Source organism: Paenibacillus radicibacter (assembly GCF_024721995.1).
GTDB lineage: Bacteria > Bacillota > Bacilli > Paenibacillales > NBRC-103111 > Paenibacillus_AM > Paenibacillus_AM radicibacter.
The window spans coordinates 63,582-76,433 of sequence record NZ_JANQBC010000013.1 but is presented as its reverse complement, the minus strand read 5'-3'; the positions used below and the strand labels follow the sequence as shown (position 1 = coordinate 76,433).

Here is a 12,852-nt window from a genome sequence, read left to right as displayed (position 1 = left end):
CGTAATGTGCAGGTCTTGTTTTTGCGTCTAGGATTTGAATTTATCTGCGAATTCGGCGATTCGATCTACGAAGATTCCCTTTAACTGATCTTCATCCTTGCTTGGCGCTTTGTAGGCTTTGTAGCCACCGAATGATTCCATACAGACAGCTGCAGCTTTTAGAGCATCGGGGATATTGCGTTCGAAGATTTCTTGCGTTTCCTTGGGTTTCTCGTTGCAAATAAAATAACCCATTTTTTTGTTTAGTAGTTCTGCTTGATTCTTTTTGATGAAGTCGCGAGTTAACTTGTATATTTTGCCGTCCCTAACACCGGCGCCGACAATAATACGATCGAATGAAGCAAGATCGGGTTTCTCCGTTTCTAGGTTGATCACTGTACATGAGGGTACAGCTTCGGCTAACTTATTGGCGCATTGCGTTGCTGCACCAGTTTTTGTTGCATAGAGTACGAGCAGTGCCATAGGGTATCATCCTTTTCTGTTATTTTACTAAAAACAATCTTGTTTATCGATATACTTTTTAATCTAGAATCTTGATTTACGTAATATATGTATTGTTAATAATAACGATTAAATAGTCTTTTTGCAATAAATGAAATGGATCCCCATAGCGTAAACACTTTTTTCAAGTGTCTATTCTATGGGGATCCATTTACATATCACTTATGCTTCAACTTCAATAGGGGTTATCGAAGTATCGTGGTCTTTGTGCTTTTCAGATCTATTTTTGCGGAATGGCCACCAATTCGCTTCGCCGAACATAACAGTTAGAGAAGGAATCATAAGCCCCATCACAATGGTCGTATAGATTGTAAGCCCGATGACGATTCCAGCTCCGATTTGAAGTAAAGTCGTAACGCCGGCAGGCATTAAGGCTGCGAACGTACCCGCCATGATGACTGCCGCGGATATAATGACTCCACCCGTGGATTTCATCGCTTTAAGCAAGGCAGGAACGACTTCACCAGGGCGATATTCCTCCTTGAACCTTGCGCTTAAGAATATATTGTAATCGACACCGAGCGCTACAATAATGACGAACAAGAAGAAGGATACAGTCCATGACAAGCCAGAGGCACCTAATAAATAGACGAATATAAATTCGAGAATGCCCATCGTGACAAAATAGTTGAACATGAGCGCTAATAGTAGATAGAGCGGCATGAGTAAAGAACGTAGTTGCAGGGCAAGCACGATGTAAATACCTGCAATCATGAGTGCCGCTGTCTTTAAGAAATCAGATGCAGAGATGCCTTTAAGTTCACTGTATTGTGCGGTTGTACCCGCAAGTTTAATGTCAGGGTTTGAGATGGCAGTGCCTTTTAAACTTTGTGTAACGGTATCACGCAGTACATCCATCGTTGCCATGGCTTCTTTGGAGTAGGGGTTAATTGAAAGTACGACTTCTAGCTTTGCAATTTTGCCGTCTTTGGACATATACATATCGAGCGCTTTGCTTAATTCATTGGATTCATCGAGCAGTCCTTTAGGCATATACCAACCGGCAATCTGGTTCGAGCTATTGTCCGCGATACCTTGCTGTGCATCTACGACTTGTTTAATTCCATCTGAAATTTTGGTAAGACCACTATTTCCTTCGCCAAGGCCACTAGCGAATTGCCCAAGTCCGTTCTTTAGTTCACTGACTCCAGATGCAACTTGAGTTTGCCCAGTTGCCAGCTGCCCAAGTCCATCTGTTAATTGCTTGGTTGGGGCTGTTAGCTGCGCAAGACCTTGAGTCAAACCTTGGAGTCCTCCTGAAGTTTGGGATAAACCACCAGCAACACCTTGATTCTTAGCTACGAGCGCTTGATAGGTAGGGTTATTCGCAAGATCAGGGAATGCTTGCACCAGACTTGCAAGGTCTGCATTCATGGATTGTGAAGTTTGGGAAAGTTGACTTAATGCTCCAGATAGCTGCACAGCTCCGTTATTAGATTGACTAATGCCGCTTGCGATCTGGTTTAAACCGCCTTGTGAAGCTTTGAGATTGTCTGCAATTTGATTCGCACCTTGGATAAGCTTATCAAGTTCACCAGATTTATTCGTTATTTCGGTTTGGGCTTGCTTCAAGCCATCTCCAACTTTAGTTACCCCGCTGCCTAACTCGGTTAGGGCATCGTTGGTCTTCGAAAGTTGGTTCGGAACGGTTAATTCGATTATTTGCTCACCGAGTGGTCGTGCGGCAGAACGAACTTCTTTAATATTGGCTACTTTAGCCGCGTCTGCACTTGCACGTTCTAACGCTGCTAATGCTTCAGGTGTGCGCATGGAAGTGTTGGAAGATACAGCAATGGTGACCGGCAGTACTTCGCCTGATGAGAACTTCTCTTCGACTGTACGGAAACCTTTAACCGCAGATGCACTCTGATTCATCTCACCCAGGTCATCGAAGGAACGATTACCCTGGTATAACAACATGAAGGGGGATAGGACGACGAGACAGACCAGAAGAACAATACCTGATCGCTTGGCAGCTAAGTTCCCCATTGCACCCCATAGTTTTGAATCATGATGCTTATTTTGACCTGGCTTCGTGCGAACGGGCCAGAACAAGGCAGGTCCGAAAATGAGCATGATCGCCGGTGTAAATGTAACTGCAGCAAGCAGCGTGACGGCCATTCCAACCGCAACACCAGCGGCAGATTGATACAATCCAAATTTGGCAAAACCAATTAAGAAAAAGGCAATGAACACCGTACTTCCAGCGAATAAGACGGTTTTACCAACGGTTTTAACTGTCCTTATAAGTGCTTCCACACGGTCTGTTGTGCGCGTTAATTCCTCGCGGTAACGATGGATGAGTAGAATGCAGTAATCGGTACCTGCACCGAACAAGATCGCAATGAGGAAGGTTTCTGTAAACGTGGAGACGGGCAGTCCGAGATAGGTAAGTGATGCGATGATGCCTCGGCTGAGTACAACGGCAATTCCAATCGTGATGAGTGGCACAAGAGGGGCTATAGGAGATCGGAATACGATGAGTAGAATAATGATGACGAGAGCGAGCGTGAGTAGTTCGCTTTTGGCAAGACCTGACTCTGTCGATTGGTTATAGTCGATGAAAATGGGGGCTGATCCTGTGAAATCAACTGTTGCCCCTGCTGGCGTGTCGCCAAATATACTTTTGACAAGTTTAACCGAATCTCCTGTGGTTGCGGCTTGCACTTCCCTAGGGAATTCGACGATGACAAGCTCGGTAGTACCATCTTTGGATAGAAACTTCTCAGCAACGGCAGGATCGACAGATGCTGATAGTACGCCTGTAATACCGTAAGTGGATGAATCATTGGATAGTTTGGTGACTTTATCTTGTAGCCACTTATGATCACTGTCCGTTAGTCCATCTTCACGATTAAGAACAATAACTGCATTAGATTTGGACTTGCGGTCAGGATCCATAGTTTCCAGAATTTGTGCCGATTTAGCGGAATCCGCATCCTTGGGAACGAACTTCCATTCTGTGGTACGCACAATTTGCTTCAGGTCTGGAAAGACGAATACAGAAGCAACTGCGGCGATAATCCAGACGGCTACGACGAGCCATTTGAACTTCGCCATTATCTTTAACCAAGCATCAATCATGTTGTTCCCTCCATCGATTTTATTAATCTGTTTATTTAAACTAATCTATTTATAATAAAAAAATGACTTGAGGTCAACACTTATTTTGACCGGCAGTCATTAAATGAAAAGTGTTGTAAGCGTATCACTTTTCAGGCTATAATGTTTCTAATTCAAGTATGGACAGGAGAAGCGCATGAAACGTGAAGAGAAGAAGCGTATAACGCGTGAAAAAATCATCCAATCGGCAATGTATTTATTTGCTGAGCAAGGCTATGAGGCGACAACGGTTCATCAAATTACGGAGCGAGCAGGGGTAGCAAAGGGAACTTTCTTTAACTATTTTGCTTGTAAAGAAGATATATTTTGCGATGTACAATTGATGTTTGCTGTGGAAGAAGTTCAGAAAATTAAAGACAAACCCGGACCTTTAATTCCGCATATTCGGAATATCATTGCGAATATTGATCACCAGCTTAAGTTAAGCCGGCCGCTTGTGCTGGCAGTGTGCCAAGGAAATCTGACGAATGCCAATTCCATTCAGAACATGGTTGAGCAGATTGAAGAGTTGACAGAGGCGTTGACGGAAGTGGCTGCAGTTGGGCAAGAACGTGGTGAATTGATTAAGTCTATGCCACCGGAGATGATTGCAGAGCTTGCTATTCAAACTTTTCTTGGTGCAAGACTGTTATGGAGTATCGGACGCGGAGATGAAGATCTGTCAGGGCACATGGCCATTACTTTCGAACTGTTCTTCCGTTCTATTGCCGTTCATCCTTAATTACAGAATAAAGAGGCAGTATCCTGAAGGTGGTAGAATCACCTTTGGATACTGCCTCTTTCCGTATAAGGACTTCCACTTATGTGTTGATCTTCTTATGCTCGATTATGCCTGTCTTTGGCTTTGCGGTTGGAGAAGGTGAGGGTGAAGGTTTAGTAGATGAACTTGGTGCAGGCTTTTTGGCAGGTACACGTTTCTTCGAATAGCTTGGGAACAAGATCTTGCCATCGTTAAGCTGTGCAATTTCATCCTCTGTCCATCCTGCGAGTTTATTCTCCCCTTTAACCCCTGTTAATTTGATTTGATAACGGCTTGCTAAGTATTGATGCAGCTCTGTCATGTCTTGCTCTTTCAAATCTTTGAGCTTCTTTTTACCTTTGATCTGTCCAAGAATAACACCGATGGATTCAGCAGCAATCGAGGTATTCGGTTGAATGCGTGCTGAGCCGTAGGCGATAGCAGACGAACCGACATTCTTACCAGCTGTAATGACATTGTCGTAGTTCGGCAATAGGAAGCTGCGAAGTGGCATGCCGTACTTGTCAGGTCGTCCCATCTCGATGCCGCCTTTCACATCGGTGACACCTTGAAGATCAAGCGGATAGCCGGCAATGCTGACGTTATCCCAGAACATTTTGCCACCTAACATATCAGACGCTTCAAGTACATATTCGGTTTCATAATGATTGTATTCGCGAATATACGGGTACGTTGGCTGCTCGCCAAGAGCGGCATTCTCCCAACCTGGCAGCGTCTTACGGAAATGTTCAAGGATAAGTGCGGTCTCCTTCTGACCGAGGCTGACTGCTGTTTCAATGGATTCTGGTTTAGATGGATCGATATTGTACACAAGTAGTGCGTTGATGATCACATCGCCGTTACGTTGATGCAGGGCATTAAGTCCCCGCAAACGTACGCGCTCATTACTTGGTTTGTAGCTGTCTGTTACTTTCGTAAGACCGATAGCGAACGTTTCATTGACGTAGCCGGAGCCGTACTTGGCATGACGTTCTTCGCCGGTCATTGCGCTTAAGCTCGCGTTGAATTTGTTCCAATCCACATTCTTGAACTTCATCATCATACCGGCACACATATATTCGATTTGTTTCAATGCGTACAATTTTTCAAGACCAGCAAGACGCTTCGTCTTTAATTGACTGATCAGCGCAGCATAATCGCTGTTATCAACCCAGTAATCAGCCGAGATCGTCTGTGTGCCGTTCTGCTTGGATGTGTATGTAAGATCTGTAATCTGTTCTTGTCCGTGATCTCCTGGTTTCGTGTTGATCTTCGTGATCTGAACATCTTGCTCGACAGGAATCGTGCCTTTTACTTTGTTGACATATTGCTCGAACTCATTTAATTTGCGAATTTTACCTTGCTTAAAGCCGTCAAACAAGCCTTTGACACGACCTTGAAGAAGTGTTTTCTGTGCGCCGTCGCGTGCTTCATCCAAGAACAACATTTGACCTTGAAGAAGTTGTCCACCGAATGCATCTCGTGGATCAATAATTTTGACGGATAAACCTTCATCAGCAGCAGCGCGTGCTAAGTACAAGCCTTCAATCTCGCTGCCAATCATGACCACATCATAGTGATTATTTGTATTGGACGAATCAGTTGGTGTTGATGATGGTGTTGAGGTTGGTGTTGATTTGTCTTGCTCACTTGTGTTTGGGGTTGCAGAGGGCTGCGGTGTGCTAGGTTTCTGCTCCGTTGATGTTTGATCTGGTGATGGGGAAGTGTTGTTTCCTTGTGTACCTGTAGCAGGTTGGGTAAGGCTTGAACTACGATCAGGCAGTGCAGCCCAAACAATCGTGCCAACTACAGCTAAACAAGCGATGCTAAGTAGTGCAATTAATGTTAGTTTCTTAACATGTTGCGGAATTTGCATGAACGAGGCCCCTTTTGTCGGAAGATAGGTTTAGCATAGCATGGAGCCTGTTATGTGGATATACATATTTGTAAAATTCTAATTTTATAGTCGAAAAAAGGCACACTTCGCATCGTAAGCGAAAGCGTGCCTTATTGTATTCTAACTATTAAGCTCTAACTGTCTCTAAATCTTGCACACCTTGGAAGATGAGGCTAAACAATTCGTCAAGGTTCTCTTCTTCAATACAAGAGAATGCAACACGAAGATCGGTTTCACCTAGTGCAATTGTTCCGATGCCGTATTGTTGTAACAGGTGAGTACGAAGTGTCTCTGCTTCAACTGTTTTTAATTTTAAGCACATGAAGTAGCCGGAGTTGAATGGGTAGTAGTCCCAAGCGCCATCGAACTTGCCTGTGTCAAGCAAATGCTTTACACGGTTCGCACGGCCTTTCATGATTGCGAATTTCTCTTGCTTTTGAGCTTCGAACTCAGGTGATTTAAGCGCATGAAGGACGAAAGTTTGTGTTGGGTGTGGACCTGATGAGATTGTCGCACGGATTACGCCCATTGTCTTCTGCTCAAGTGCGCTAAGAAGTGCTTCGCTCTTACCTGCATACGTGATGAAACCTACGCGGAAGCCCCATACATATTCTTCTTTCGTTGCACCATCGACTTTAATTGCAAGTACGCGTGGGTGCAAGTCAGCTAATTGACCGAATAAGGATTCTTGCAGAGAATCTTCGAAGAATAGTCCGAAGTATGCATCGTCTGTAACAACGACAACGTTAATACCTGCTTCAGCACCAGCTTGTATCGCAGCGATGATTTCTTTACCTTCAACCGCATTAGGTGTGTAACCTGTTGGGTTGTTCGGGAAGTTCAGCACGACGAAAGCTTTACCTTTGCTTTGTTGAGCAAGAATTGCATTCTTCAAGCCTTCAGCGTTGAATGTGCCTTGCTCGTTGTATAACGGGTAGTTCACGATTTCAGCACCACGACGGATACCGAAAGTTAATTCGTAATTTTCCCAATTTTTATCCGGGATAATGACTGCGTCGCCAACATCAGCGAACAAATCAGCAGCAATACTAAGACCATGTGTAAGTGCATTCGTTACGATCGGGTTACCGAACAACTTACCTTCAAGAGACGGATTCTCGACTAACATCTTCGCTCTCCAAGCTGTACGAAGTTCAGGCTTACCAGCAGGAGGTGCATATTCATAAATATCTTTAGGTGCATAAGTGGATAGTGTATCTTGGATGACTTTAAGGTGCATCGGTTGACCATTCTCAACAGCGATACCGATTGTTGCATTGTATTTATTGGCTTTCGCTTTCGCCTCAGCAGACTGACTTAGGATGCCTTCTTTTGGGAAATAAATCTTTTTTGCAAGATCAGAAAGCATTTCGTATACATGAGGGTTTTCGCGTTGCAAGGTTTCGTTAAGCGTTTGAGCTAGCTCGTTCATTCGATTCATCCTTCCAATGTTACAATACATATTTTTGCCCCAATTATAACATTTATGACATGTTACGTCACCGTTAGAAATGAGCAGGAAAGGCACAAAAGAGATGGTTTACAGTGATGTTTGATAATCTGTCATGGAATCGGTGAGGAATGAGACAAGATTAGCGTTGCATGGCCAATTCCAACTTCGCTTTAACGGCTGGCCATTCCTCGCTAATCATGCTGAACATTGCAGTATCGCGAATGAATCCGTCCTGTAGTTTCAAATGTTTGCGTAAAGTCCCTTCATGGGTTGCACCAAGACGCAAAATGGCTGTCTTGGATCGCTCATTACGTGCATCTGCCTTTAATTGCACACGGACAAGCCCCCATATTTCAAAGCAATGACGAAGTAGTAAATACTTGCACTCGGTATTCACTCTTGTACGCCATACTTTTGGGTTATACCATGTCCAGCCGATCTCTGTTGAGCGATTTTCTTGTGATAGGGTATGAAAGCGTGTCGAGCCGATGATCTCTCCATACTGGTTGTCCCAAATGACAAAGGGCATCGAGATCCCGTTCTCACGTTCTTGTAAGGCAGTGCGTACATAAGATGCTGCATCCTCTAGCGTATGGAAGCTTGCAGAATAGGGCAGTTCTAGGATTTCTGGGTGATGATTGGCATGGAATAGTGCCTCGATATGTGCCTCTTGCATGGGGAGAAGCTTAACGCGTGAGCCCTCTAATGTGATGGGGTTATGGGCATTCATACTTGTGATTAGATCAGTTGTCATGGTTGATACACCTCAAATCGAATGGTTGAATTTGATTTTATTGTAGAGTAGAAGTGGTTCGATCAGAAGGACCAATTTAAATAAGTTTCAATATACCAATTATTAAATTTCATGATAGGATGGGGAGTAATTAGAAGTGTGATCAGGTAAGAGAGTTTGTGTTTAGATAAGAGCGTCTAAAATCGTATAGGGGTGTGTGTAATGGATTTTCATCTGCCTTATTTACTTTATATGGAAAAATATACAAGTAAGACAACCGCGCTTTATTATGCGCTTCGTGATCGAATTGTTGCAGGTGAACTTGCAAGTGGAGCAAAGCTTCCATCGTCGCGTGATTTGGCAAACTCATATGGACTGGCAAGAGGAACAGTGAACACGGTCTATGAGACGTTGATTGCAGAAGGGTATTTGCGAGGAGAGCTTGGTCGAGGGACGTTCGTGGCATATTCAGACGATCGGAAAGTTGATCGTAATAATGATATGAAGGATGTTCAGGCAGGGCAGTCTGATGTGAGGACGACCATTCGATTGTCTGCTTGGGGTGAGCGTGTGGCTGAATTGTGGGTGCAACCGAATCGGGAAGAAGATGATGTAGAGCAGAATAGAAGAAGTTCGACAGGTAGTGTGAACAACAGGGGAAATAAACGTAAAGTCCACTGGGGTGACAGGTTCCAGGCTAATGGGAGCAATCTTGCTGATGTCGGGGGTTCTAGTGAGGTTGACGGTAAAGAGCGACTGAATGTGAGGTGGGCATTTCAGCAGGCATTACCTGATCTACGTTATTTTCCAGTTGTGGAGTGGAATCGTTGTGTTCATGAGGAAGTGCGGATGATGTCGCAGCAGCATGAGCGTGATCTTCATCTGACGGAAGGCAGCTTGGAACTGCGTGAAGCGATTGCACAGCATGTCCAGCGATCAAGGGGGATTGACGCGAAGGCTGAGCAGATCGTGATTGTCAACGGCTCGATGCAGGCGATCGCACTACTCGCGCAGCTGCTCGTGAGTCCGGGCGATCGCGTCGTGATCGAGAGCCCGGGCTACAGCCCGGTCGCCCGCGCTGCTCAGGCTGCGGGCGGTGAAGTGCTGCTTGCGTCGGTGGACGCAAGCGGGATTGTTCCGCAGCCGTGGGACGCGCGGCTGCTGCATGTTACACCGAGCCGCCAGTTCCCAACTGGCTCGGTGCTGCCCTTGGAGCGGCGCCAAGCGCTCCTGCGGTGGGCGGCGGAGCACGATGCTGTCATCGTCGAAGACGATTATGACAGCGAGTTCCGCCACCGCGGGCGGCCGCTTGAGCCGCTCAAGCGGCTTGATGCCGATGGACGCGTCGTCTACATCGGCACGTTCACGCTGACGATGCTGCGGACGCTGCGCATCGCCTATGCGGTGCTGCCGGAAGGGCTGACGGCAGCTTTTGTCGCCGCGAAGCGGATGTACGAACCCGTATCGACGGGGCTCGTTATGCAGCGAGCGCTCGCTGCCTTTATGCGAAGTGGCGCTTATGAGCGTCACTTGCGCCGGATGAAGCGCGTGTATGCGCGCAAATATGAATTTTTCATAGGACTGTTGCAAAATAAACTTACTCATCTATTCGACTGGGTGGAATGTGATTCGGGGCTTCATGTGTTTGGCTGGTGGAAGCATAATTCGGAGTCCTATGCGACATACAAACAGGCTTGTCGAAAGTCCGGTTTGGATTGGATCGAAGTATCGGCACGCCATCTACTGCCCGAAGGTAAGGTTGGGGCAAGTTTTAGTTTCTCGCATTTTACATTAGAAGAGTTAGAGGAAGCTGTTGAAATGATGTACGACATCTCTTGCTCGACATCGAAACTGCATCCATTATAATAGAGAAATAGTAGAGGATAGAGGAGGGTTACCTATGTTCCAAACGCAAGGTTATGAAGGTAATAAACAAGAACAATACGAACTTGTCATTAAGCAATTACGTGCACTAATAGACGGTGAGCCAAGCTGGATTGCGAATTTAGCGAATGCTTCCGCACTCCTTAATCAATTCATGGATCAGATCAATTGGGTCGGTTTTTACCTCATGGATGATAAGAATGAACTCGCACTTGGGCCATTCCAAGGATTGCCTGCATGTACGCGTATTCCACTTGGACGCGGTGTATGCGGTACTTCCGCACAAAATCGGGAAACCCTTCGTGTGGCAGATGTACATGAATTCCCGGGTCACATTGCGTGTGACGCAGCTTCTCAATCCGAAATTGTTATACCGTTAATCGTCGGTAGCGAGGTTATCGGTGTGCTTGATATTGATGCACCTATTAAAGATCGTTTTGACGAAGTCGATCAACAGATGCTCGAGAAATTCACAGCGGTGCTGATAGAAACGCACAACAAATAAGACCCTTCGGGGTCTTTTTTTGAAAAATAGAAAGAGAAAGATCGCAATTCAAATCAAAAATGAAAATAAATTTCCGTTTATCATAAGATTATGCAAGTCAGGAGGGGGTGACAGATGAATATGTATGACAGCAGTATGCTCAGGGCAATTGTTTGGATGGAGGAGCGAATCGATCAAGAGATAACGTTAGATGAAGTGGCGAAGCAGGCGACTTTCTCGAAGTTTCATTTTACCCGACTGTTCAAGGCGGTGACGAAGGAGAGCTTCAATGATTATGTTCGCAAGCGCAGGTTAACACGGGCCACCTATGCTTTAATCGATACGAAAGTATCTATACTGCAGATCGCGGTTGATGTCGGATATGCTTCACATGAAGCTTTTACAAGGGCATTCACCACCTACATGGGTCTAACTCCACTAAGATACCGCAAACAGGGGATGCATCATCGCAATTTGTATAAAGAACCTTTAACTAGCCAATGGCTTCATAAAATCAAGTTTCCAGTTCGCGAGGAAGTACAGATTGTTCATAAGCCAGAGACTATAATTGCTGGATTACACCTGACGGGAGAGTTTGATAACAACCGAATCTCGCAGCTGTGGAACCGTTTCTATGATGAGCTGTTCAAACTAGGGATAAATCCCGATCAAGTCATCGGTTATGGCTATGAATCGCTAGATGCATCGAATACACCTTATTACTTGGCAGCTATTGAGGTCGACAGCCTAGAACAATATCCTGATAGGTGGACTTGCGAGCGAATCCCTTCTCATCAATATGCTGTCTTTCAATTGGAAAATAAGATTGAGAGCATTCCCTACGCCATTGAGCACATCTATAAGCATCTATTACCCACGCATGGACTCAGACCTGCTCTGCATTACAGCTTTGAGTATTACGATAAAGACTTTATTGCAAATAACATCGAGAACTGCCTGCAATTGTACATTCCTATTGAGTAGAAGGAGATGAATGGTATGTATATTGGTAACGGATCTTATTGTTATGCAAACTCAGCAAGCATGTTATTGAAGCAAGTTGGAGAGGTTGTATCTCCGGCTTTGTTAGAGGTTCTAACTGGGGTAGGTTTAGGGGTTACGATGTACGGAAACGGCATGTTGTTCTTACATAATAATGCATTTGATCCAGATGCGGGTCTATCGAAAGCAATGAAGGCGCTTGGTTACCATTTCCAAGAGAATTGGAGTGATCCGGAGGCAGAATGTCCGTTAAATGAGTTGCGTAATGTACTAAAGATTTCACCAGCTATTCTTGGACCGATTGATATGGGCTATCTGCGTTATGCGCCGAATCATCAATATGCCAAAGGGTCAGATCATTACGTGCTGGCTTACGATATGGATGGTGAATATGTATACCTGCATGATCCAGCAAGCTTTCCGTATGTTCGTCTAGCGCTCGATCAATTGGATTTAACGTGGAAAGCGGCAGATATTCCATACGGCAGAGGGGCATACCAATACTGGCATTCCATTGAGAAAGTAAATAACCCGTCCGATGATGAAATTTATGCGAATTCCATTCGATTCTTCCAGCACATCTATGAGCAGACTGGCGTAATTGGAGCTTCAATCGGAGCGAAGACGGGACAAGATGCGATTACCGCATTTAGCGAGATAATAAAGCGAGGCGAAGTGACAGGAGCGACTAGCGGCACGCTCAAATACTTCGTATTCCAGTTAGGAGCGAAGCGGGCGAATGACTTCTCGTTATATTTTGAAAAGCGTAACCCTAAGCTTGCTCGACTGAAGCAGCAGCAATCCGAAATTCTGGGTTTATTGCACTGTCTTGCGGTGGAAGAGAACTGGACAGCACTTGCTGACAAGCTGCTCGAGTTCGGTAAGCTAGAAGAAGCGTTCGAACGTGAACTCTGTGGGTTAAGTGTACTTGTATAAATCAATGAATCATATGTTAAGAAAAACTAAAGCGGCAGCCAAAGATGATGGGCGATAGTACCCAACGTCCATGGCTGCCGCTGTTTATTATTAAGGCTAT

At 45.1% G+C, this 12,852-nt stretch carries 10 protein-coding genes; 5 read left to right on the top strand and 5 right to left on the bottom strand.

The annotated features are described in order from the left end of the window. Positions 1-27 precede the first annotated feature (27 nt). Together NV379_RS21450 and NV379_RS21445 are read right to left on the bottom strand one after the other, a co-directional pair. Positions 28-462 carry a flavodoxin domain-containing protein gene (locus tag NV379_RS21450; RefSeq protein ID WP_258209395.1) on the bottom strand — a complete coding sequence of 145 codons (435 nt, stop codon included), beginning with the start codon at positions 460-462 and terminating at the stop codon, positions 28-30. 201 nt (positions 463-663) lie between these two features. Then, positions 664-3,585: an MMPL family transporter gene (locus tag NV379_RS21445; RefSeq protein WP_258209394.1), complete on the bottom strand. Its 2,922-nt coding sequence runs from the start codon at positions 3,583-3,585 to the stop codon at positions 664-666. A gap of 175 nt (positions 3,586-3,760) precedes the next feature. Between NV379_RS21445 and NV379_RS21440 the strand changes: the two genes are divergently transcribed. Beyond that, positions 3,761-4,345 (top strand): TetR/AcrR family transcriptional regulator, encoded by a 585-nt coding sequence (locus NV379_RS21440; RefSeq protein ID WP_258209393.1) that lies wholly within the window; start codon positions 3,761-3,763, stop codon positions 4,343-4,345. 79 nt (positions 4,346-4,424) lie between these two features. On the opposite strand, the gene NV379_RS21435 is transcribed toward NV379_RS21440, so the two are convergent. From NV379_RS21435 to NV379_RS21425, 3 genes are all read right to left on the bottom strand, one after another. Further along, entirely contained in the window at positions 4,425-6,239 is a 1,815-nt protein-coding gene (locus tag NV379_RS21435; protein ID WP_258209392.1) for an FAD-dependent oxidoreductase, read from the bottom strand. 148 nt (positions 6,240-6,387) lie between these two features. Beyond that, positions 6,388-7,692: an aminotransferase class I/II-fold pyridoxal phosphate-dependent enzyme gene (locus NV379_RS21430; RefSeq protein WP_258209391.1), complete on the bottom strand. Its 1,305-nt coding sequence runs from the start codon at positions 7,690-7,692 to the stop codon at positions 6,388-6,390. 160 nt (positions 7,693-7,852) lie between these two features. After that, complete coding sequence (locus NV379_RS21425) at positions 7,853-8,467, bottom strand: GNAT family N-acetyltransferase (RefSeq protein ID WP_258209390.1); 615 nt, start codon at positions 8,465-8,467, stop codon at positions 7,853-7,855. A gap of 201 nt (positions 8,468-8,668) precedes the next feature. On the opposite strand from NV379_RS21425, the gene NV379_RS21420 reads away from it, so the two are divergent. From NV379_RS21420 to NV379_RS21405, 4 genes are all read left to right on the top strand, one after another. Then, complete coding sequence (locus NV379_RS21420) at positions 8,669-10,312, top strand: aminotransferase-like domain-containing protein (protein WP_258209389.1); 1,644 nt, start codon at positions 8,669-8,671, stop codon at positions 10,310-10,312. Between the two features lie 34 nt (positions 10,313-10,346). After that, complete coding sequence (gene msrC, locus NV379_RS21415; protein ID WP_258209388.1) at positions 10,347-10,835, top strand: free L-methionine (R)-S-oxide reductase MsrC; 489 nt, start codon at positions 10,347-10,349, stop codon at positions 10,833-10,835. A gap of 114 nt (positions 10,836-10,949) precedes the next feature. Beyond that, a complete protein-coding gene (locus NV379_RS21410) occupies positions 10,950-11,798 on the top strand; it encodes an AraC family transcriptional regulator (protein WP_258209387.1) in 849 nt (282 codons plus the stop codon). 15 nt (positions 11,799-11,813) lie between these two features. Then, positions 11,814-12,752 (top strand): YobF C-terminal domain-containing protein, encoded by a 939-nt coding sequence (locus NV379_RS21405; protein WP_258209386.1) that lies wholly within the window; start codon positions 11,814-11,816, stop codon positions 12,750-12,752. The last annotated feature ends 100 nt before the right edge of the window (positions 12,753-12,852 follow it).

What these genes read in the sequence shown, in the direction of transcription:
- NV379_RS21450 (WP_258209395.1), bottom strand. Translation starts at nt 462, where the DNA reads ATGGCACTGCTCGTACTCTATGCAACAAAAACTGGTGCAGCAACGCAA.
- NV379_RS21445 (WP_258209394.1), bottom strand. Translation starts at nt 3,585, where the DNA reads ATGATTGATGCTTGGTTAAAGATAATGGCGAAGTTCAAATGGCTCGTC.
- NV379_RS21440 (WP_258209393.1), top strand. Translation starts at nt 3,761, where the DNA reads ATGAAACGTGAAGAGAAGAAGCGTATAACGCGTGAAAAAATCATCCAA.
- NV379_RS21435 (WP_258209392.1), bottom strand. Translation starts at nt 6,239, where the DNA reads ATGCAAATTCCGCAACATGTTAAGAAACTAACATTAATTGCACTACTT.
- NV379_RS21430 (WP_258209391.1), bottom strand. Translation starts at nt 7,692, where the DNA reads ATGAACGAGCTAGCTCAAACGCTTAACGAAACCTTGCAACGCGAAAAC.
- NV379_RS21425 (WP_258209390.1), bottom strand. Translation starts at nt 8,467, where the DNA reads ATGACAACTGATCTAATCACAAGTATGAATGCCCATAACCCCATCACA.
- NV379_RS21420 (WP_258209389.1), top strand. Translation starts at nt 8,669, where the DNA reads ATGGATTTTCATCTGCCTTATTTACTTTATATGGAAAAATATACAAGT.
- msrC (WP_258209388.1), top strand. Translation starts at nt 10,347, where the DNA reads ATGTTCCAAACGCAAGGTTATGAAGGTAATAAACAAGAACAATACGAA.
- NV379_RS21410 (WP_258209387.1), top strand. Translation starts at nt 10,950, where the DNA reads ATGAATATGTATGACAGCAGTATGCTCAGGGCAATTGTTTGGATGGAG.
- NV379_RS21405 (WP_258209386.1), top strand. Translation starts at nt 11,814, where the DNA reads ATGTATATTGGTAACGGATCTTATTGTTATGCAAACTCAGCAAGCATG.